General features: G+C 43.1%; 22 protein-coding genes and 4 tRNA genes. 8 read left to right on the forward strand and 18 right to left on the reverse strand.

Annotation, left to right across the window (positions count from 1 at the left end; translation table 11 throughout):
- Window positions 1–149 precede the first annotated feature (149 nt).
- From Q0203_RS07415 to Q0203_RS07430, 4 genes are all read right to left on the reverse strand, one after another.
- Window positions 150–225: transfer RNA gene (locus Q0203_RS07415), tRNA-Thr, on the reverse strand.
- 3 nt (window positions 226–228) lie between these two features.
- Window positions 229–303: transfer RNA gene (locus tag Q0203_RS07420), tRNA-Gly, on the reverse strand.
- 37 nt (window positions 304–340) lie between these two features.
- Window positions 341–425 (reverse strand) — tRNA-Tyr (locus Q0203_RS07425).
- A 31-nt stretch (window positions 426–456) separates the two neighbouring features.
- Window positions 457–532, reverse strand: a tRNA-Thr gene (locus Q0203_RS07430).
- Between the two features lie 216 nt (window positions 533–748).
- On the opposite strand from Q0203_RS07430, the gene coaA reads away from it, so the two are divergent.
- The gene (gene coaA, locus Q0203_RS07435; protein ID WP_297930989.1) at window positions 749–1,702 is read left to right on the forward strand and encodes a type I pantothenate kinase; all 954 of its coding nucleotides are present in this window, start codon (window positions 749–751) and stop codon (window positions 1,700–1,702) included.
- A 62-nt stretch (window positions 1,703–1,764) separates the two neighbouring features.
- Here the strand turns inward: coaA and crp are convergent, their stop codons facing one another.
- The 5 genes from crp to coaBC form a co-directional block, all read right to left on the reverse strand.
- Window positions 1,765–2,409: a cAMP-activated global transcriptional regulator CRP gene (gene crp, locus Q0203_RS07440; RefSeq protein WP_021615125.1), complete on the reverse strand. Its 645-nt coding sequence runs from the start codon at window positions 2,407–2,409 to the stop codon at window positions 1,765–1,767.
- Window positions 2,410–2,445: 36 nt separating this feature from the next.
- On the reverse strand, window positions 2,446–2,664 hold the full coding sequence (locus Q0203_RS07445; protein ID WP_297930994.1) for a YheU family protein: 219 nt from the start codon (window positions 2,662–2,664) through the stop codon (window positions 2,446–2,448).
- 23 nt (window positions 2,665–2,687) lie between these two features.
- Window positions 2,688–3,287: a nucleoid occlusion factor SlmA gene (gene slmA / locus Q0203_RS07450; RefSeq protein ID WP_006716723.1), complete on the reverse strand. Its 600-nt coding sequence runs from the start codon at window positions 3,285–3,287 to the stop codon at window positions 2,688–2,690.
- Entirely contained in the window at window positions 3,287–3,742 is a 456-nt protein-coding gene (gene dut, locus Q0203_RS07455; RefSeq protein WP_297930998.1) for a dUTP diphosphatase, read from the reverse strand. Before dut ends, slmA begins: the two co-directional genes overlap by 1 nt.
- A 62-nt stretch (window positions 3,743–3,804) precedes the next feature.
- Window positions 3,805–5,004 (reverse strand): bifunctional phosphopantothenoylcysteine decarboxylase/phosphopantothenate--cysteine ligase CoaBC, encoded by a 1,200-nt coding sequence (gene coaBC, locus Q0203_RS07460; RefSeq protein ID WP_297931001.1) that lies wholly within the window; start codon window positions 5,002–5,004, stop codon window positions 3,805–3,807.
- A gap of 176 nt (window positions 5,005–5,180) precedes the next feature.
- Between coaBC and radC the strand changes: the two genes are divergently transcribed.
- The 4 genes from radC (at window position 5,181) to mutM (ending at window position 7,352) form a co-directional block, all read left to right on the forward strand.
- The gene (gene radC / locus Q0203_RS07465; protein WP_297931004.1) at window positions 5,181–5,840 is read left to right on the forward strand and encodes a DNA repair protein RadC; all 660 of its coding nucleotides are present in this window, start codon (window positions 5,181–5,183) and stop codon (window positions 5,838–5,840) included.
- Window positions 5,841–6,048: 208 nt separating this feature from the next.
- Complete coding sequence (rpmB, locus tag Q0203_RS07470) at window positions 6,049–6,285, forward strand: 50S ribosomal protein L28 (RefSeq protein ID WP_005542826.1); 237 nt, start codon at window positions 6,049–6,051, stop codon at window positions 6,283–6,285.
- An 11-nt stretch (window positions 6,286–6,296) separates the two neighbouring features.
- Window positions 6,297–6,467, forward strand: a complete 171-nt coding sequence (gene rpmG / locus Q0203_RS07475; RefSeq protein ID WP_005613503.1) for a 50S ribosomal protein L33 — start codon at window positions 6,297–6,299, stop codon at window positions 6,465–6,467.
- A 69-nt stretch (window positions 6,468–6,536) separates the two neighbouring features.
- Window positions 6,537–7,352: a bifunctional DNA-formamidopyrimidine glycosylase/DNA-(apurinic or apyrimidinic site) lyase gene (mutM, locus tag Q0203_RS07480; RefSeq protein WP_297931009.1), complete on the forward strand. Its 816-nt coding sequence runs from the start codon at window positions 6,537–6,539 to the stop codon at window positions 7,350–7,352.
- A gap of 8 nt (window positions 7,353–7,360) precedes the next feature.
- Here the strand turns inward: mutM and mnmA are convergent, their stop codons facing one another.
- The 3 genes from mnmA to nqrM form a co-directional block, all read right to left on the reverse strand.
- A complete protein-coding gene (gene mnmA / locus Q0203_RS07485; RefSeq protein ID WP_297931013.1) occupies window positions 7,361–8,512 on the reverse strand; it encodes a tRNA 2-thiouridine(34) synthase MnmA in 1,152 nt (383 codons plus the stop codon).
- A gap of 111 nt (window positions 8,513–8,623) precedes the next feature.
- A complete protein-coding gene (locus tag Q0203_RS07490; protein WP_297931016.1) occupies window positions 8,624–8,830 on the reverse strand; it encodes a 4-oxalocrotonate tautomerase family protein in 207 nt (68 codons plus the stop codon).
- Window positions 8,831–8,860: 30 nt separating this feature from the next.
- A complete protein-coding gene (nqrM, locus tag Q0203_RS07495; RefSeq protein ID WP_006719419.1) occupies window positions 8,861–9,118 on the reverse strand; it encodes a (Na+)-NQR maturation NqrM in 258 nt (85 codons plus the stop codon).
- Window positions 9,119–9,277: 159 nt separating this feature from the next.
- Between nqrM and Q0203_RS07500 the strand changes: the two genes are divergently transcribed.
- Window positions 9,278–9,595, forward strand: a complete 318-nt coding sequence (locus Q0203_RS07500; protein WP_297931020.1) for a DUF4298 domain-containing protein — start codon at window positions 9,278–9,280, stop codon at window positions 9,593–9,595.
- 54 nt (window positions 9,596–9,649) lie between these two features.
- Here Q0203_RS07500 and rluA read toward each other — a convergent pair whose 3' ends face one another.
- Together rluA and rapA are read right to left on the reverse strand one after the other, a co-directional pair.
- Window positions 9,650–10,309, reverse strand: a complete 660-nt coding sequence (gene rluA / locus Q0203_RS07505) for a bifunctional tRNA pseudouridine(32) synthase/23S rRNA pseudouridine(746) synthase RluA (protein ID WP_295975404.1) — start codon at window positions 10,307–10,309, stop codon at window positions 9,650–9,652.
- 2 nt (window positions 10,310–10,311) lie between these two features.
- The gene (gene rapA, locus Q0203_RS07510; RefSeq protein ID WP_297931023.1) at window positions 10,312–13,170 is read right to left on the reverse strand and encodes an RNA polymerase-associated protein RapA; all 2,859 of its coding nucleotides are present in this window, start codon (window positions 13,168–13,170) and stop codon (window positions 10,312–10,314) included.
- A 191-nt stretch (window positions 13,171–13,361) separates the two neighbouring features.
- Here rapA and pnuC point away from each other — a divergent pair, with 191 nt between their 5' ends.
- Window positions 13,362–14,051 (forward strand): nicotinamide riboside transporter PnuC, encoded by a 690-nt coding sequence (pnuC, locus tag Q0203_RS07515; RefSeq protein WP_297931027.1) that lies wholly within the window; start codon window positions 13,362–13,364, stop codon window positions 14,049–14,051.
- A gap of 92 nt (window positions 14,052–14,143) precedes the next feature.
- On the opposite strand, the gene apaH is transcribed toward pnuC, so the two are convergent.
- The 4 genes from apaH to pyrR form a co-directional block, all read right to left on the reverse strand.
- A complete protein-coding gene (gene apaH / locus Q0203_RS07520) occupies window positions 14,144–14,971 on the reverse strand; it encodes a bis(5'-nucleosyl)-tetraphosphatase (symmetrical) ApaH (protein WP_297931030.1) in 828 nt (275 codons plus the stop codon).
- 15 nt (window positions 14,972–14,986) lie between these two features.
- Window positions 14,987–15,850, reverse strand: coding sequence for a 16S rRNA (adenine(1518)-N(6)/adenine(1519)-N(6))-dimethyltransferase RsmA (gene rsmA, locus Q0203_RS07525; protein ID WP_297931033.1), 864 nt, complete (start codon window positions 15,848–15,850; stop codon window positions 14,987–14,989).
- Between the two features lie 78 nt (window positions 15,851–15,928).
- Window positions 15,929–16,852 carry a peptidylprolyl isomerase gene (locus Q0203_RS07530; protein WP_297931035.1) on the reverse strand — a complete coding sequence of 308 codons (924 nt, stop codon included), beginning with the start codon at window positions 16,850–16,852 and terminating at the stop codon, window positions 15,929–15,931.
- Window positions 16,853–16,922: 70 nt separating this feature from the next.
- Complete coding sequence (gene pyrR, locus Q0203_RS07535) at window positions 16,923–17,459, reverse strand: bifunctional pyr operon transcriptional regulator/uracil phosphoribosyltransferase PyrR (RefSeq protein WP_297931038.1); 537 nt, start codon at window positions 17,457–17,459, stop codon at window positions 16,923–16,925.
- A gap of 230 nt (window positions 17,460–17,689) precedes the next feature.
- On the opposite strand from pyrR, the gene Q0203_RS07540 reads away from it, so the two are divergent.
- Window positions 17,690–18,769 (forward strand): FAD:protein FMN transferase, encoded by a 1,080-nt coding sequence (locus tag Q0203_RS07540; RefSeq protein ID WP_297931041.1) that lies wholly within the window; start codon window positions 17,690–17,692, stop codon window positions 18,767–18,769.
- Window positions 18,770–18,963 lie beyond the last annotated feature (194 nt).

Consider the following 18,963-nt stretch of genomic DNA (forward strand, 5'->3'; position numbering starts at 1 on the left):
CCGATTGTACCCACGTTAACGTGCGGTTTTGTACGTTCAAATTTTTCTTTAGACATTGATTGTCCCTCTAAACAAACACGGTTATCGATGGTTCAATTTACCAGATTAACCAAAGTATTAAAATTTGTAATGGAGAGATTATTAAGAAGTGGTGCTGATAGGCAGATTCGAACTGCCGACCTCACCCTTACCAAGGGTGCGCTCTACCAACTGAGCTATATCAGCGCTTGGAGCGGGCAGCGGGAATCGAACCCGCGTCATTAGCTTGGAAGGCTAAGGTAATAGCCATTATACGATGCCCGCCGTTCTTAATTCATCTGTCCCATCAGTCGCTTAGAAATGGTGGAGGGAGAAGGATTCGAACCTTCGAAGGCTGAGCCGGCAGATTTACAGTCTGCTCCCTTTGGCCGCTCGGGAATCCCTCCACGCTAATTTGGGGCTTATCACACGAGATAATGGTGCCGACTATCGGAATCGAACTGATGACCTACTGATTACAAGTCAGTTGCTCTACCTACTGAGCTAAGTCGGCCTCGTGAACAAGTGAGGCGTATTATAGGGATTTTTTTATACCTGACAAGTCTTTTTTTTTATAAATCGTTTTTTTTTAATTATTCGTTTAATTATCAAACAAAAGAGAATACTGATTTGCGTAATTTATAAGCACAACTAAATTTTTACTGCGCATCCTTTCATTTATAAGGTATATTTCACCCATTATTTTACTCAATGGAAGCGCAATTTAATCGTGAAATCTCCAATTTCTGACACTTTTTCAGACAAATTAACCCCCTTTTTATCCTTTGAACGACAGCATTGGGCTGCCTTACGCAAATCCGTGCCATTAAAATTGACCGAGCAAGATCTTAAACCGCTACTGGGTTTTAATGAAGAATTGTCGCTGGATGAAGTACGTACAATTTACCTGCCACTCACCCGCCTGATTAACTACTATATAGAAGAAAACATTCGTCGCCAGAATGTTCTTCATCGCTTTCTTGGCGGAGAAAGCCCCAAAGTACCCTATATCATCAGTATTGCCGGCAGTGTTGCCGTAGGCAAAAGCACCTCGGCACGCATTTTACAATCTCTTCTTAGCCATTGGCCGAGTGAACGGAAAGTGGATTTAATTACTACCGATGGTTTTTTGCATCCGCTTTCTTATTTACAAAAGCATCAACTATTACAAAAGAAAGGTTTTCCGATTTCTTACGATACACCAAAATTAATTCATTTCTTAGCTGATATCAAATCCGGTAAACATCATGTGAAAGCACCGATTTATTCTCATTTAACTTATGACATTATTCCTGAACAGTTTAATGTTATTGATCAACCGGATATTCTGATATTAGAAGGGCTCAACGTCCTCCAACCCAATGATAATCGTGCAAATCAAACCTTCGTTTCAGATTTTGTGGATTTTTCGATTTATGTGGACGCAGAAGAAAGCTTATTAAAAGAATGGTATATCCGTCGATTCTTAAAATTCCGACAAAGTGCGTTTTCTAACCCGAATTCCTATTTTAAACATTATGCCAATCTTTCCGAACAAGAAGCCATTGCAACGGCCAGTCGTATTTGGGATGACATTAATGGATTAAATTTAAGAGAAAATATTTTGCCGACGCGTGAACGTGCCAATCTCATCTTAAAGAAAGGCGCTAATCATGAAGTCGAGTTAGTCAAACTGCGAAAATAAGGCAAAAAGAAACCGCACTTAATTCAGCAAGACATAAAGTGCGGTCGTTTTTCTTTCTATTTCTATCGAGTCCCATGAATCACGATTGTTTTACCATGGGCTGTAATCAAATGTTGCTCTTCTAACATTCTCATAATACGCCCCACTGTCTCACGGGAGCATCCCACCATCTGTCCGATTTCCTGACGGGTAATTTTAATTTGCATCCCGTCCGGATGCGTCATGGCGTCCGGCATTTTGGCTAAATTTAACAAGGTCTGCGCAATACGCCCGGTGACATCTAAGAAAGCTAGATTGCTGACTTGCCGTGATGTTCGTTGTAAGCGATGGGCTAATTGTGCGGTCAGATACATTAAAATATCGGGGCTAACTTGAATTAATTGACGAAATTTCCGATAGGAAATTTCAGCAACCTCACAAGCGGTCTTTGCTTTAACCCATGCAGAACGCAGTTGACCATCTTCAAATAATCCTGCCTCACCAAAGAACTCGCCCTTGCCTAAATAGGTCAAAATCATTTCCCTGCCGTCTTCATCCTTTACCATGACGGAAACCGAACCGCTAATGATGTAATACAACGTATCCGCTTCTTCTCCGGCGTTAATCAGTATGCTTTTCGCTGCATATTTTTTGATGTGGCAATGTGATAAAAACCACTCCAGCATCGGATCCGTCGGTTGTGTGGCTTGTGCGTCCTGTTCCTGCACGTAAAACCTCCATCTAATTATGAAAAACTAAAAAGTTTATCTAAAAAAATCCGTTTTATCTTTTATATCAATAGATTCATGTAGTTCAGACCAAACGATCACCGCACGTCCTTGGCGGATTCTGTTCAGTAGCGCTTTCTTTTTTTGTTCGAAAGTCTGTTCATGTGAACCATAATCGGTTCCTTCACGTAAAATGACGCTTTCCACAATGTTAATTAAAGTGTCTTCCGCCAGTTCTTGCCAAGGAATAATCACGACATATTACCTAAATAAATAAATTATGCAAATAAGCTTTCAATGAGCTGCCATTGCTGGCTAAACCCTTGATTTGGTGTGTGTCGGAAGTTGGAACGCACATAGCGCATAAACTGCCCTTCACAGAGGGTGACGAGGTGTGCGGCGATAATGCGTTCGTCCACGTTAAATCCGCGTCCTTCGCGCAATTTTCGCATTTGCAGAATATTCACAAACTGCAATTCCAGCCTGTCAAAAAAGGTGGCAACGCGGGCTTGTAGTTTGGCATCTTCAAACATCAACGCATGGCCTGTTAACACACGGGTCAAACCGGGGTTTTTACGGGCAAAATCCAAGATCATCTGCAGGATATCTTTTACCCGTTGCATGGTGTTGGTTTCATTTTTGATAGATTGTGAAATGCGATTCAGCAATGTGCTTTCGATATTCTCAATTAAGGCTTCAAAAATCTTGGTTTTGCTCGGGTAATAACGGTATAACGCCGCTTCTGATACCCCCACTTCCGCGGCTAAACGCGCCGTTGTCATACGCTCCATGCCGCGTTCGGAATGCAACATATGCGTAAGCACCGTCAACACTTGTTGGCGGCGTTCTTTAATACTACGTTTATTGGTTTGTTCCATTAGTGTTTACCTGAATGGCCGAAACCGCCTTCGCCGCGTTCTGTGGCATTAAATTCGTTGACGATATTAAATTCCGCTTGCACAACGGGCACGAAGACTAATTGCGCGATGCGATCGCCTACTTCAATTTTGAACTGTTCATTGCCACGATTCCACACGGAAACCATGAGCGGACCTTGATAATCAGAATCGATTAAACCGACTAAATTACCCAACACAATGCCGTGTTTATGGCCTAAACCGGAGCGCGGTAAAATGACTGCGGCTAAATTCGGATCAGCAATATAAATAGAAAGCCCCGTTGGAATTAATTGGGTTTCACCCGGTTGGATTTCAATGCCATTGTCTAGAAGTGCACGTAAATCCAAACCGGCTGATCCTTCAGTAGCATACGTTGGCAAAGGAAATTCGCTGCCAAGACGGCTATCTAAAATTTTAACGTCAATTTTTTTCATTGTGATCTTTTCCTTTAACGAAATCTTTTTGATAAAGTGCGGTTGGTTTTTGCTGTGTTTTTTTATTGACGGTAACGCGCCATAATTTCACTAACTAATGCTTCTGCCAATGTATTTTTATCCGCCTGCGGCAAGGCTTTTTCGCCATTCTTCCAAAAGAGGTGTAGCGCATTGTGATCTTGTCCGAACACTTGCCCGCCGGAAACGTCATTGGCACAAATCATATCCAAATTTTTGCGCGTCAATTTATCTTTCGCGTAATCGACAACATTCTGCGTTTCAGCCGCAAACCCAATAGTGAAAGGGCGCTTTTCCGTAAGATGCGCCACATCCGCGATAATGTCCGGATTTTTAACGAGCTTTAACGTCATTTCTTCAGCCGATTTTTTGATTTTTTGATCAGCGATATCCGCAATACGGTAATCCGCCACCGCAGCACAACCAATAAAAATGTGATTTTTGACCGCACTTTCTAAGGCGGTTTGCCACATTTCTTGCGCAGAAGTGACATTAATACGCTGGATGTTGGGAGAGGCGGTCAGATTCACCGGGCCGGCAATTAGCGTCACCTGTGCGCCACGTTTGGCAAAAGCCTCTGCAATGGCAAAGCCCATTTTACCGGAGCTGTGATTGGAAATGTAACGCACCGGATCGATGGCCTCGCGTGTTGGGCCTGCTGTAATGGCAACATGGATGCCGAGTAAATCTTGCTGCACAGTAAAATGATGGCAAAGTGCGGTGAAAATTTCAGAAGGTTCAGACATCCGCCCTGCACCCACGTCACCACAGGCTTGTTCGCCACTGTTCGGGCCGATAAGTTGTATGCCACGGCTTAAAAGTGCGGTCAGATTTTGCTGTGTTATGGCTTGGCGATACATTTGCTGATTCATCGCCGGCGCAAGAAAAATCGGTGCACTGGTGGCAAGGCAAATCGTGGAAAGTAAATCGTTCGCCATCCCGACAGTTAAGCGCGCAATAAAATCGGCACTGGCTGGCGCGATTAATACGACATCCGCCCATTTCGCCAATTCAATATGTCCCATCGCCAGTTCTGCTTGCGGATCCAATAACGATTGTGCCACGGCATTGCCGGAAATCGCTTGCAAGGTGAGTGGAGTCACAAATTCTGCAGCGGCAGGCGTGAGCACCACGCGAACCTGTGCGTTGGCTTTGCGTAATAAACGAATTAATTCGATGGTTTTGTACGCGGCAATGCCGCCGGTAATGCCCACAACAATGCGTTTATTTTCTAGATTAATCATGCTTGAATCCCATGAATTGACTGACTCGGAGATGAATCCGCTTATTCTACTTGAATTATGATTTAATCAAAAATCTTATTTTGCGATCAGGATTCCACTTTTAAAGTCCGCTGTTTGGGTTTTAACGCCTTGTATGAATGAATAACGAATCTGTTATTTTTTGCGAGGTTAAAGAAATGGATGAGGCCTTAATGCCAAGGGAAAAGCTCTTAAAATATGGCGTCGCCACACTGACAGATGCTGAACTTTTGGCCATTTTTTTGCGTACGGGGATTAAAGATTGTCCGGTGATGCAGCTATCGAAAAATGTACTACAACATTTTGGCTCGTTGCGAGGGCTCATTAGTGCTAATCAAGAGCAGTTTTGTGCAGTGAAAGGCATTGGCATTACGCAGTTTATTCAGTTGCAAGCTTGCACGGAAATGACTCGTCGTTATTTATTGGCGGAACTTAAAGAAGGGTATTGTTTTAGCTCGTCAGAGACAGTGAAAATGTACTTACAAACAGAGTTGGAAAATACGGAACGAGAGATTTTTTTAGTGCTGTTCTTGGATAACCAACATCGTCTGATTAAACAGGAGCGCTTGTTTCTCGGTACAATTAATAAAGCGATGGTGTATCCGCGCGAAGTCATCAAGGAAGCGTTGGCTTGTAATGCGGCGGCGATTATTTTGGCACATAATCATCCTTCCGGCGTAGCGGAGCCAAGCTTTTCCGACCGACAAATTACGGAGACTATCAAACAAGCGGCGGAGTTGGTGGAAATTCGAGTACTGGATCATTTTGTGATTGGTAAAGGCGATTATTTTTCCTTTGCGGAACAAAATCTTCTCTAAAACGCACCGCACTTTTGGATAAATTTTAGTTTTAATGTCAGCAAATTCAGGATTTAGGCTTGAGAATGCAATATAAAGTGAGTATAATGCACGACCTTTAATATAGTATGCGGGTCGGGTTATACGACCTGACGAGGTCATTCAAAAGTTATTTTTGAAGTATTCCGAACCGTAAGCTCGAGCTTAAATTTCATTATTGGAGATTAATATGTCTAGAGTCTGTCAAGTAACAGGCAAGCGTCCGGCAGTGGGTAACAACCGCTCTCACGCAATGAACGCGACTCGTCGTCGTTTTCTTCCTAACCTTCACACACACCGTTTCTGGGTTGAAAGTGAAAACCGTTTCGTAACATTACGCTTAACTGCAAAAGGTATGCGTATTATTGATAAAAAAGGCATTGATGCAGTTTTAGCTGAAATCCGTGCTCGTGGCGAGAAAATCTAAGGAGCTAACAAATGGCAGCAAAAGGTGCTCGTGAGAAAATCCGTTTAGTTTCTACCGCAGAAACCGGTCATTTCTACACAACTGATAAAAATAAACGTAATATGCCTGAAAAAATGGAAATCAAAAAATTTGATCCAGTTGTGCGTAAACACGTTATTTATAAAGAGGCAAAAATCAAATAATTTTGCACGAATTGAAAAACCCGACATTGTTCGGGTTTTTTTATATCCAGTGGCTATCGGAGAAAGAGAATGCCTGAACTACCTGAAGTCGAAACCGCACTGCGTGGCGTGAGCCCTTATTTGAAAGATTACGTGATTGAAAAAATCGAGGTACGTCAGCCTAAACTCCGTTGGGTGGTATCACCGGAATTAGCGACATTGCATCAAGTAAAAATTCTGGATCTGAGCCGCCGCGCCAAATACCTTATCATTCATACCGAACAAGGTTATATCATCGGGCACTTAGGGATGTCAGGAACCGTAAGAATCGTACCGCATGACAGCCCGATAGATAAACATGATCACCTAGATATTGTGCTGAATAATGGTCGATTATTGCGTTATAACGATCCGCGCCGTTTTGGCGCTTGGTTGTGGACGGAAAAATTGGACGAGTTTCATTTGTTTTTAAAACTGGGGCCGGAACCGCTATCAGAGGAATTTAACGCAGACTATCTTTTCAAAAAATCTCGCAAAAAAACGACCGCACTTAAGACCTTTTTAATGGATAACGCTGTGGTGGTGGGCGTTGGTAATATTTATGCGAATGAAAGTTTGTTCTTGTGCGGATTACATCCGTTAAAACTTGCTGCGAATCTCACCCGAAAACAGTGTGAACGTTTGGTAGATACCATCAAATCCGTGTTAGCCAAAGCCATTGAACAAGGCGGAACGACACTCAAAGATTTCTTACAACCTGATGGCCGGCCGGGTTATTTTGCGCAAGAATTACTGGTTTATGGCAACAAAGGTAAACCTTGTCCAAAATGTGGTACAAAAATTGAAAGTTTAATCATCGGGCAACGAAACAGCTTTTATTGCCCGATGTGTCAGAAGAAAAGTTAACGATATGATTACTTCAACTGTTGCTCGATAATGCCACCGCCAAGGCAAACTTCATCCAAATAGAAGACGGCTGATTGCCCCGGTGTGACGGCAATTTGCGGCTCATCAAAAATGACTTTAATACTTTCGTCATCAATAGGCTCAACCGTACAAGGCACATCCGTTTGGCGATAACGGGTTTTCACTGTACAACGCAACGGTTCACGAATCGGTTGACGATCGACCCAATGCAATTGTTGTGCGATTAAGCCGGTAGAAAGTAACGCGGAGTGATCATGTCCTTGCGCCACAATTAACTCGTTATTGACCAGATCCTTTTCCACCACATACCAAGCTTCTTCACCAGCCCCCTTCACGCCACCAATGCCCAAGCCTTTGCGTTGACCCAATGTGTGATACATCAAACCATCGTGGCGACCAATAATGTCACCCTCTACCGTGCGAATGTTGCCCGGTTGCGCCGGCAAGTAACGGGCTAAGAAATCCTTAAACTTACGTTCGCCGATAAAACAAATACCGGTAGAATCTTTTTTCTTCGCCGTGATCAAATCTAAATCTTCGGCAATCGCACGTACAATCGGTTTTTCAATGTCGCCAACAGGAAACAGACTTTGTCCCACTTGCTTACTGCTCAATGTATATAAAAAATAGCTTTGATCTTTGTTGGCATCCAAACCACGCAATAATTGTGCCTTATCATCCGCACCGCGGCGACGAACATAATGCCCGGTAGCGATATAGTTCGCGCCTAAATCTTCTGCGGCATATTCTAAAAAGGCTTTAAATTTAATTTCTTTGTTACACAGAATATCCGGATTCGGAGTACGACCAGCCTTGTATTCGTTAAGGAAATGTTCAAATACATTATCCCAATACTCTGCCGCAAAATTGATTTTATGCAGCTTAATGCCAAGCTTGTCGCACACAGCTTGAGCGTCAGCTAAGTCCGCGGCAGCTGTACAATAATCGGTGTCGTCATCCTCTTCCCAATTCTTCATAAACAAGCCTTCCACTTGATAGCCTTGTTGTTGCAGAATAAAAGCAGACACAGAGGAATCTACCCCGCCTGACATGCCACAAATGACTTTTTTCGTGGCATTTTCGGCAAGTTGTTCAGCAGAGAGTTTCGGGAAATGTTTTTCGTAGGTTTGTGATTTCATAGTTTAGTAATAAACGTTCCACTAAATAAATAATTTGGCATTCTACCGCAAATCAAGTAAGAGTAAAAATGCCCGACAATTTCGGGCACTTTCATACAGGTTACGGCATGATCACTTCATTGAACGTCGAGAAGTTAGCGTTTTCCCTCCAATCCCCCAGTTATCCATATCAACTTCATCAATAATCACCACTGTCGTTTCGGGATTTTTGTTTAACACTTTCTGTAATAAATGGGTGACACCTTCAATTAACTCTGCTTTTTGTTTAGCTGTCGGCGCCTCTGTACCACCGGTCACTTTAATATTGACATAGGGCATACTGTTCTCTCATCACAACGTTAAATGGAACTACTTCACTTCGTAAAATTGAGCTTTCTCTTTTTGCGCAAATTTTTGTTCATATTCTGCCTTAGCATTTTCATCGCCTGCATCCAATTTTTCTTGGAGCGTATCGCAAGGCTTATCACAGTCGCAGGCCTTTGCAATGCCTAGGGAAGATAAACCGCCACAACTGCCTTTCAGCGCTTGGCGTTTCACAATATAGCCCAATGCCATGGCCAAAATAATCAGGATGAAAATCCCAAAAGTCACTAAGAATAATTTCATATTCGCTCCATAAACGATAAAAATAGACACCGCACTTTGGTCTTTCCTGAACCGCATTATAGAATACGTTCTGTGCAGCGTATCTCAAGGTGTCATTCTACAATGACTGACACAGGTTAGACTAGGTTTTATACCTATTCAAGCAATAAGGAAGCGATTATGTTACCCCAAAAACGGTTAGAACAAATTCAAGAAATGGAAACCTTTCTAGGTCAATCGGAAGCCTTCTTACTTGAGGCGGAACAATTTTTAGAGAAATGGCAACAGATGTTACCAACGATAACTCGGCTGGAACATTATTATTTTGACGGCGACTGGCGACAAGACTATCAAGCTTATGAACAAGGTGAAATCCCGGGGGAGATACCTTGTGGCATATTAACCGAAGATGCGATATTTGATGTAGGTGTCACACAACGATCATTAGCCATCAGCTACTTAAAACTGGTGGCACAAATTTTAGATACGCCAAAATAAACAGCCCTAATCGCCACGATGTAGCCTCGCGCTTAAGCGATACGCCGTAGCACCTTAAAAACCAACGGGCGCGGTGAATTCCATCGTTTCCCCGGTAATCGGATGTTGAATCTGCAGGCTTTCCGCGTGCAAGCAGAGGCGAGGCGATAACGCTTTGGCTTGCGGATGTGCGTAGAATTTATCACCTAAAATCGGATGCCCAAGTGCCAGCATGTGTAGGCGTAATTGATGGGAACGCCCTGTAATCGGCGTAAGTTTTACGCGCGTCGTATTATTGGGATAACGTTGTAAAACATCGTAAAAAGTGACCGCTCTTTTGCCTCGTTCAAAGCAAATTTTTTGCCGTGGGCGATTTTCCCAGTCGCAAATCAGCGGCAACTCCACGACCCCATGATCTTGTTCCACATGTCCCCAAACCAATGCCTGATAATATTTTTTCGGTTCACGTTCACGAAATTGGCGTTTTAACTCGCGATCTGCCGCTTTGCTCAAAGCAAACAACAAAATGCCGCTGGTGGCCATGTCAAGACGATGTGCCGGTTCACAAAAACCGTACTTTTCTTTCACTCGCGACATTGCGCTGTCGTAATATTGCGGCTGATTGCCCGGCACGGAAAGCAAGCCGCTCGGCTTGTTCACCACGGCGATGTAATCATCGCGATACACTAAATCTAGCCAAGGTTCCTGCGGTGGGTTATATTCAATCAGAGCCATATTTATTCCTTATTGCTCACAATCACACGCAAACAATCTAAACGCCAGGTGGCTTGTTGTAACAGTTGTAAAATTTGAGTGCGTTGACGTTCTAACGTGTGAATTTCATCGGCGCGAATGTTTTTATTCACTTTTTGTAACGCGATTAATCGGTTGAGTTCTGCATCCAATTGCTGCTCAGCTTCTTGCTGTGCGACATTGATAATCTGCTCACTTTGTGCCACCACCAAACGCTCACCTTGGGCAATCAGCCCTTCAATGCTCGGACGCAGCATTTTCACAATTTTATTCGCCACATTGCGTTCCATCGGCTTCAATTTGCGTTGTAATGTGTCAAATGCCACCTGCGACGCCAAATCATTACCACGATTATCCAGCAACAGACGAATCGGTGTCGGCGGTAAAAAGCGGGTTAATTGTAACCCTTGTGGCGCTTGGCTTTCCACCACATAAACCAACTCCAGTAACAGCGTGCCTGACGGCAGATTTTTATTCACCAACAACGCTACGGCGCTTTTTCCAATGTCGCCGGAAGTGATTAAATCAATGCCGTGGTAAATCATCGGATGATCCCACGTGAGGAATTCCAACTCCTCGCGTGCCAACGCCAATTGACGGTCGAAAGTGACCGTGACACCTTCCTCTTTCAAGCCCGGGAAATCGGGCATAAGCATCGTGCCTGTGGGCGTGATGACGATAGATTGCTCACCTAAATCTTCCTGTTCCACGCCGATGACATCAAACAGATTCAGGGCAAAATTGACCAACTCTGGGCTACCATCTTGCTCGGCAATGTCTTGTGCCAGCTGCTTCGCTGCCTCGCCACCGTTAGAGTTGAGCTCCAACAACAAATCACGCCCTTGTTCCAATAGCTGTTTCAGACGTAACCTTTCCTCTTGAGTACGCTCAATTAAGTCCTGACGAGCGTCAAGTGCGGTCGGATTTTTCAATGTTTTTTGCAATGCTTCGGCAAACTGTTCGAACAACAAGGCACCCATCGGACAGGTTTCATTGAAGGCATTTAAGCCCAAGTGATACCAATCAGCCAACACGGCTTGCGCACTGTCGGCAAAATACGGCTGATAAATTTGAATTTCTCGGGTTTGTCCAATACGATCCAAACGCCCGATACACTGCTCTAACAAATCAGGATTTTCCGGCAAATTAAACAGCACCAAATGACAGGCAAATTGGAAGTTTCGCCCCTCAGAGCCGATCCCGGAACTGAGTAGCACCTGTGCACCATTTTCTTGTTGAGTAAAATACGCCGCCGCACGATCGCGTTCCACAATAGACATTTTTTCGTGGAATACCGCACTACGAATGCCTTCTTTTTCACGCAAAATTTGTTCCAGCTGAATTGCCGTGTCTGCATAACGACAAATCACCAACACTTTTTCCTGTCGATGTTGTTTTAAAAAATCGATGAGCCATTGCACCCGCGGGTCAAATTCCCACCACGCCGTATTGGCGTTAAGTTCTCGCAGAAAATGTTCAGGATAAAGCGCGCATTGCAACGGATTTTCACCAAAGGCAAGGAGCGTTTTCACTGCATTTTCATATTGCTTCGGCTGAGATAAGGCAATAGGGTGATACACCCTTTTCGGGAAGCCTTGTACGCTTTGACGGGTATTACGGAACAATAAACGCCCGGTGCCGTGGCGGTCGATAAGCTGTTGAATTAACTTCGCCTTATTACCGGTTTCAAAATTAATCGACTTAGCTAACAACAAGGAAATCGTGCGCTTTTCATCCACATTTAATGGGCGATTCTCCAGTAATGCCTGTGTGGCTTCAGCAATTGGCTGATAATTTTGCTGTTCCTTTAAAAAAGCCTGATAGTCATGGAAACGATGTGGGTCCAATAAATTCAAACGGGCAAAATGACTTTGCTGACCAAGCTGCTCCGGTGTGGCGGTGAGTAATAACACGGCGGGAATCTGTTGTGTCAGTTGTTGCACTAACTGATATTCCAAACTTGGATTGACTTCGTCATACACCAAATGATGCACTTCATCGACAATCAGTATATCAAAACCGGCCGCCAAGATTTGTTGTACCCGTTTTGGCATTTGCACCAGCCAATCCAAGGCACAAATAATCATGGATTCGGTGGTAAACGGATTCACTTCTTCTTGCTCTTCTGTCGCGGCAAAATCAGCACAACGTTCTTCATCAAACAGAGAGAAGTGCAAATTAAAACGACGCAACATTTCGACCAACCATTGATGTTGCAACGTTTCCGGCACAATAACCAGCACGCGGCGTACCTTTTCGGCAAATAATTGCTGCTGCAAAATCATGCCGGCTTCAATCGTTTTACCTAAACCCACTTCATCGGCCAACAACACGCGTGGTGCAATACGCTGCCCGGCTTCTTTCGCAATGTGTAATTGATGAGGAATCAGCCCGGCGCGGATACCGCGTAAGCCCCGCAAGGGCGATTGAAATTGCGCTTTTTGGTATTGCAACGCTTGGTAACGCAACACGAAATGGTCGTTACGATCAATCTGTGCGGAAAACAGGCGTTCTTGCGGTCGGCAAAAAGAAATGCGATGAGCCAGCTCCATTTCACTGACGACACAGTCTTCCTTGCCCTCTTGTTGTACCAAATAGAACAGCAAGCCATTATTTTCCGCCACATTGAGCACTTCGCCATGCCAACCTTCTACATGTTGAATCAAATCACCGATACGAAATTGCACACGATTTAACGGCGCATTTTGCACCGAATAAATACGTTGTTCCTGTGCCGCAGGAAAATCAATCGTCACTTGCCGAAAATCAACGGCTCGAATGACTCCCAAGCCTAAATTATTTTCCGTTTCACTGATCCAACGCTGCCCAACCGCAAAAGTCATGATGTTCTCTCTACTGATAAAAAGGCGCTATTTTAGCCCTGTTACGCTGAAAAAGAAATGACACGATGCCATTCATGTTTAACGTGATGACATCTTTTTTGTGATCAGCAACACAAAAACGTAGCAAATCCTTTACATTCTAAAAAATACTTCCTAAGATGACCGCACTTTATCCCATTTGTGAGGTGACTATGAATCTACAACCGTCTTTACATCAACTAAAACAAGAACTTTTTTCCGACTGGAAACCTTTTGAAGTGTTTTGGCTATTTCTCTTTATTGCGGCGCAAATTGTTGCTTTCGTCTTAGATCCGCAATCGCCTTTAGCCATGATTTCCGGGATTGCCGGCGTGATTTGCGTGGTGTTCGTCAGTAAAGGGAAAATCAGTAATTATCTGTTCGGGCTGATTTTTGCCTACACTTACTTCTATGTAGCATGGGGCGAGAATTTCATCGGAGAAATGAATACCGTCTTGTATGTTTATATCCCGGCGCAATTTATCGGTTATTTCATGTGGAAAACCCATATGCAACAAGAAAAGAGCGGTGCAGAAAGCGTTATTGTGAAATCACTGACGCTGCAAGGCTGGCTCATCCTTGCCACCACAGTGATTGTCGGTACGTTATTGTTCGTACAAGCCCTTAATGCGGCAGGCGGCAGCTCCACAGGATTAGACGGTTTAACCACCATAATTACGGTTTCAGCCCAATTATTGATGATTTTACGCTACCGTGAACAATGGCTTTTATGGATTTTGTTAAATATCCTTTCCATTGCCTTATGGGCGGAAACCCCAGCCATGTATTTAATGTATAGTGCCTATTTATTGAACTCGTTATACGGTTATTACAACTGGACGAAATTAATGAAACAAAAATAATCGTCTATGACTTGTAGCATACTAATGATTTATGCATAAAAAATGTCGCAATATACGCTATCTATTGCGACATTTTTTTCTTCTGCTTACCACTAAAAATCACTGTAATTTTTGACCGCACTTTGGGTGAAATAGCACTTATCTTCCCAACGCAACATTGTGAGACGGTTGTTCCAAACGCAACCGGTATCGAGGGCATAAATATTCGGTGGCGTGACTTCATCCACTAAGCTCGCCCAATGGCCAAAAACAATATTTTCGGTTTGATACAGCGGATTGTCTAAGGCAAACCAGGGTGCAAGGTTCTCCGGTGCATCCTTGATAGGCAGTTTACATGTAAAATCTAAGCGATGATCCCGATAGCAAAAACGCATGCGAGTAAAGGCATTAATAATGTAACGCAGACGATCCAGTCCTTTTAAATTCGGCGACCAACGATCAGGCTGTTCCGAATACATATTTTCAATGAGATAGCGATAATTGCCATGGCGCAGCACATTCTCCACTTCATTGGCGCAGGCTTTGGCGGTTGCTAAATCCCAATCGGGTGAAATACCGGCGTGCGTCATGACGAAATTCAGTTGTTCGTGGTGAATCAACAAAGGTTGTTGGCGCAGCCAGTGAATTAATTCAAAAAAATCCGGTGCGGCAAAAATCGGTGCAACACGGTCACGAGGTTTGATTTTTTTAATGCCAAGTGCGGTAGAAATTAAATGTAAATCGTGATTGCCCAACACCGTGTAAGCGGCAGTTCCTAAGGATTTAACGAAACGCAGACATTCCAGCGATTTATCGCCCCGTGCCACCAAATCACCGGTTAAATAAAGTGTATCTTGCGCTGGGTCGAATTTCACTCGATCCAATAACATCTGCAATTCGTCATAACAACCTTGTAGGTCGCCCACTAAATATGTCGCCATTTTTGACCGCTCTTTTTATTCTTCCGAATCCACCACATCCTCTTTGATCACCTCTGCCGGCGGGTTATCCGCCAACCAGTTCGCTAAACGGGCATAATCAGCAATGCTGAGATTTTCTGCTCGCGCATTTAAATCGATGTTAAGTGCGGTCAGATTTTCCGGTAAAAATAAGCCGGACAAGGCATTACGCAACGTTTTGCGACGTTGATTAAATGCCTGAGAACAGACGCGATTAAGCCAATACAAATCTTTCACCGGATGCGGCAGTGTGGCATGCGGGATTAAGCGAACTACAGCAGAATCGACTTTTGGCGCAGGTTTGAAGGCACTTGGCGGCACTTCCAACACCGGCATCACTTGGCAGAAATATTGCGCCATGATAGTCAATCTTCCGTAAGCCTTGCTGTTTGGCGCAGCACATAGGCGTTTCACCACTTCTTTTTGCAACATGAAATGCATGTCTTGAATAATGTGATGATATTTAAACAAATGGAACATTAACGGCGTAGAAATGTTATACGGCAAGTTACCAAACACGCGCAGTTTTTGCCCTTTTTCTGCCAAATGTTCTTGTTCATAAAGAGAGGAAAAATCAAACTGCATGGCATCGGTTTCGATGACATTGAGTTTTTGATGTAAAAACGGGTGGTGACGTAAGCGCTCCGCCAAATCACGGTCAAGCTCCAATACAGTCAAGCGATCTACCTGCTCCGCAACCGGCTCTGTCAATGCGCCCAACCCGGGACCGATTTCCACTAAAAATTGATTGGCTTGCGGATAAATTGCCGCCACAATATTTTGAATCACATTGTTGTCGTGCAAGAAATTTTGCCCGAACCGTTTACGCGCCGTATGACCTAAATGCTTTTTTGAATTCATTGAATAAGATCTTATAAAAATAACGAAAAGTGCGGTGTATTATAAAGCAAAATCCCGACCATTGGGTCGGGATGATGATTAATTTAAGTATTTAATGTCGGCACGTTTACGCAAGGCTTGCACCCAGTCGCGGGCTGAATCTTGCAATTGTTGGTTCACGATTTGCTCATAGGCCTTTTGACGATACGCTTCTTCGGTGCGATCCCCTTGACGAGTATTCGTCACCTCTAAAATATGCCAACCGAATTCAGTTTTAAACGGCGCACTGATCACCCCTTTCTTAGCGCTGCGAATCGCTTGACTGAATGGGCCAACATAGGTCTCAGGAAAAGCGTAACCTAGATTTCCGCCGTTAGCGCCAGATAGATAATCTTTAGAATATTTCAGCGCTGCCTCAGCAAATGTCATTTTGCCGGAAACAATATCCGCTCGAATTTGTGTTAATTGCTTTTTCGCTTGCGCATCATTTAATAATGGATTTAGTTTCAATAAAATATGACGGACTTCATATTGTGTTCCCTTCACATTTTCCATTTTTCCTTTCGCTTTTGCTTCTTTTTGCATTTTCTCCGCCAGTTCTTCCACTTGCTCACGCGTTACATCAACGCTTTGGCTAATAGCATGGTTACGAACCTCTGCCATTAACACTTGTTGAGCAATCTGTTGGCGATATGCGTGGTAGTTAATCCCTTGATAATCAAGGGCATCCAACAACTGACCAAACGTTAATCCGTTTTGCGCAGCAATGCCTTCGATAATCTGATCAATTTTCGCTTCATTGACTTTAACACCGGACTCTTTTACCGCTTGATTGACCAGCATATCATTAATCACTTTATCAATGGCCGCTTGACGACTGGTTCTCTTATTGAGTATCGGCTTAATTTGACTTTCCAATACCGGCACACCATTAACAGTTGCCACCACTTTTTCTTCGGCTTGCACCTGTGTCGCCATAGCAAAGAAAGCCAGCGCAACAGAAAAAATAGACTTAAAATTCATAGAGTAATATTCCTTAATCAGATTAAATGATGCTGTTTAGAGTATTAATTGGCTTAAAGGTTCACGAAGGCTATTTAGACAATAATGCGACTTCGTAACATTGATCAAACTGTTTTGTACGAACTTGAATACTTTCATTACGGCTGGTAGGGACATTTTTGCCCACATAATCCGCCCGAATAGGCAATTCACGGTGACCACGATCTACAAAGATGACTAACTCAATCCGAGATGCTCGTCCAAAATCTGTCAATGCATCCAATGCCGCACGAATAGTACGACCGGTAAAAAGCACGTCATCTACAAGAATAATCTCTTTATTCTGAATATTCATCTGCATTGATGCGCCTTTATAAATTGGAGACATTTCCTCTTCTATCAAGCTAAGATCATCACGATAAAATGTAATATCTAAATCAAACGATGGCACATCCACTTGTGTTAACACCATAATCTTTTGCCGGATCAATTCGGCAATTTCGGCACCACGGCGTTTAATCCCAACAATCACTAAATTATCCAGCGTTTGATGCTTCTCAATAATCTCATGAGAAATCCGTGAAATCGTTCTTAAAAACTGATTTTCATCAACAATAATTTTTTCCATAAGTTGTTACATAAAAAGCGTAGTCAAAACGAGCGCTATCTTAACATTTTTCAATAAAGTGCGGGCAAAAAATATCCTCATTTTTAACCGCACTTCATATACTTTAAGTTTAATGATCAATGATAAGTCTACCTTAATCAGACACCTTCTTGTACAATGCGAAGAATCTTTAACTTTTCATTACGTTGTTTGGCTAAAATGAGCTAAACATCATCAACTCGAGGATTACGATGCAACTTACCCCTATTATGTATGGATTATTCGCCGCAATGACTATCACATTAACCGCTTGCGATAAACCACAAACACCGGTAGAAAACACATCACTATCAACCCCAAAAGCTGAACAAATTGTTGCCCTTGCCGGGGAAACCATGGGAAGTACTTACCATATCAAATACTTAGAAAAAAATAATTTTCCAGCTTCGCCTAAACAAGTCCATGAAGATATTGAAAAAATTCTTGTGGATGTTAATGCTAAAATGTCTACTTATATCAAGACCTCTGAGCTAAGCCAATTTAACCAAAATACACAAACTCAAACACCAATCGAAATCTCTTCTGATTTAGCCAAAGTGATCAAGGAAGCAATTCGGCTTAATAAGCTCACACAAGGGGCTTTAGATGTTACCGTTGGACCGGTTGTCAATCTTTGGGGATTTGGCCCAGAAAAACGCATAGAAAAACAACCCACAGAAGAACAACTTGCAGCACGTCAGGCTTGGGTTGGTATCGACAAGTTAACACTTACTGAAAAGGCCGGAAAATTTTACATTACTAAAGCCATTCCAAAACTGTACGTTGATCTTTCTTCCATCGCTAAAGGATTTGGTGTTGATCAAGTTGCAGATTATTTGGAAAGTCTTCAGATAGAAAATTATATGGTCGAAATCGGTGGGGAAATTCGTGCCAAAGGACATAACAGTGAAGGTAAGCCATGGCAAATTGCAATTGAGCGGCCAAGTTTCGATGGATCACAAATTGCTCAGCAAATTATTGGTATAAAAGATTTAGCTATGGCAACTTCCGGTAATTATCGTAACTATTTTGAACAAGATGGTATTCGCTTTTCCCATGAAATAGATCCGCATACCGGTCGCCCAATTCAACACGCGCTCGCCTCAATAACTGTTTTAGCGCCCAGCTCCATGACCGCAGATGGCCTTTCTACAGGGTTATTTGTTCTTGGAGAAAAAAAAGCCATGGAGATTGCTGAACAAGAAAATTTGGCAATATTTATGATCATTAAAGAAGGTAAAGGCTACCGCACGGAAATGTCGAGTGCATTTAAGACGTTATTAGAACAATAGTAAAATCAATCTTGACCTCAACATCATCTTTCTCATCAGAGGATGATGTTGATTGATTCCCTCTCCAAATCGTTCTACATCCCCCAGTTTCCCCGAAAAATCAAAAACCCCCGATGCTCTCACATCAGGGGTTCATACGAATAAACTTGGCGGTGACCTACTCTCACATGGGAATCTCCCACACTACCATCGGC

Origin of the sequence: uncultured Aggregatibacter sp. (assembly GCF_938046485.1) — a bacterium.
Classification (GTDB): domain Bacteria; phylum Pseudomonadota; class Gammaproteobacteria; order Enterobacterales; family Pasteurellaceae; genus Aggregatibacter.

Coding starts and splice junctions, on each gene's coding strand:
- slmA (WP_006716723.1), bottom strand. CDS start 3,287: ATGGAACAAACCAATAAACGTAGTATTAAAGAACGCCGCCAACAAGTG.
- dut (WP_297930998.1), bottom strand. CDS start 3,742: ATGAAAAAAATTGACGTTAAAATTTTAGATAGCCGTCTTGGCAGCGAA.
- coaBC (WP_297931001.1), bottom strand. CDS start 5,004: ATGATTAATCTAGAAAATAAACGCATTGTTGTGGGCATTACCGGCGGC.
- radC (WP_297931004.1), top strand. CDS start 5,181: ATGGATGAGGCCTTAATGCCAAGGGAAAAGCTCTTAAAATATGGCGTC.
- rpmB (WP_005542826.1), top strand. CDS start 6,049: ATGTCTAGAGTCTGTCAAGTAACAGGCAAGCGTCCGGCAGTGGGTAAC.
- rpmG (WP_005613503.1), top strand. CDS start 6,297: ATGGCAGCAAAAGGTGCTCGTGAGAAAATCCGTTTAGTTTCTACCGCA.
- mutM (WP_297931009.1), top strand. CDS start 6,537: ATGCCTGAACTACCTGAAGTCGAAACCGCACTGCGTGGCGTGAGCCCT.
- mnmA (WP_297931013.1), bottom strand. CDS start 8,512: ATGAAATCACAAACCTACGAAAAACATTTCCCGAAACTCTCTGCTGAA.
- Q0203_RS07490 (WP_297931016.1), bottom strand. CDS start 8,830: ATGCCCTATGTCAATATTAAAGTGACCGGTGGTACAGAGGCGCCGACA.
- nqrM (WP_006719419.1), bottom strand. CDS start 9,118: ATGAAATTATTCTTAGTGACTTTTGGGATTTTCATCCTGATTATTTTG.
- Q0203_RS07500 (WP_297931020.1), top strand. CDS start 9,278: ATGTTACCCCAAAAACGGTTAGAACAAATTCAAGAAATGGAAACCTTT.
- rluA (WP_295975404.1), bottom strand. CDS start 10,309: ATGGCTCTGATTGAATATAACCCACCGCAGGAACCTTGGCTAGATTTA.
- rapA (WP_297931023.1), bottom strand. CDS start 13,170: ATGACTTTTGCGGTTGGGCAGCGTTGGATCAGTGAAACGGAAAATAAT.
- pnuC (WP_297931027.1), top strand. CDS start 13,362: ATGAATCTACAACCGTCTTTACATCAACTAAAACAAGAACTTTTTTCC.
- apaH (WP_297931030.1), bottom strand. CDS start 14,971: ATGGCGACATATTTAGTGGGCGACCTACAAGGTTGTTATGACGAATTG.
- rsmA (WP_297931033.1), bottom strand. CDS start 15,850: ATGAATTCAAAAAAGCATTTAGGTCATACGGCGCGTAAACGGTTCGGG.
- Q0203_RS07530 (WP_297931035.1), bottom strand. CDS start 16,852: ATGAATTTTAAGTCTATTTTTTCTGTTGCGCTGGCTTTCTTTGCTATG.
- pyrR (WP_297931038.1), bottom strand. CDS start 17,459: ATGGAAAAAATTATTGTTGATGAAAATCAGTTTTTAAGAACGATTTCA.
- Q0203_RS07540 (WP_297931041.1), top strand. CDS start 17,690: ATGCAACTTACCCCTATTATGTATGGATTATTCGCCGCAATGACTATC.